This is a genomic window from uncultured Jannaschia sp., from assembly GCF_947494025.1.
In the GTDB taxonomy this organism is placed as follows: domain Bacteria; phylum Pseudomonadota; class Alphaproteobacteria; order Rhodobacterales; family Rhodobacteraceae; genus Jannaschia.
Map to the genome: position 1 here is coordinate 1 of NZ_CANLTQ010000150.1, position 455 is coordinate 455.

Sequence of the window (455 nt, forward strand, 5' to 3'; positions counted from 1 at the left end):
ACCCTCGCCCTGACCAGGCGCCAGACCCGCGCGCGGCTCGCGCAGGCCGAGCGCCAGATCGCCGCCACCCAGGCCGAACTCGCAAATGCCCTTCTCAAGGCAGATCGCGAATGGGTCCCAAAACCCACTTGATCAAGACGGATACTCTAAGCAGGAAGAACGCATTGTTCGCCGGGCACGACGAAGGAGGGCGCGCCTGGGGACGTATCGCGTCGCTCATCGAGACCGCAAAGATCAACGGCGTCGAGCCCTTCGCCTATCTCAGGGTCACCCTCGAAGCTATTGCCGCCGGGCATCCCCAGAGCCGCATCGACGACCTCCTGCCGTGGAACTTCACGCCGTCAAGCTGATCCCCAGTGGGGCGCAGACCACGCTTACTCTGCTCCGCCCGCTGCAAGGAGAAGTTCGACGCCGCGCCCGAGACCTGGCTGAAGGGCAAGCCGACGCCCGAGCCG

1 pseudogene is annotated in these 455 nt (G+C 65.7%); it reads left to right on the plus strand.

From position 1 onward, the window contains the following. Positions 1-146 precede the first annotated feature (146 nt). Positions 147-350: pseudogene (locus tag Q1B08_RS21720) on the plus strand (transposase domain-containing protein); the annotation flags it as partial. Positions 351-455: the final 105 nt, after the last annotated feature.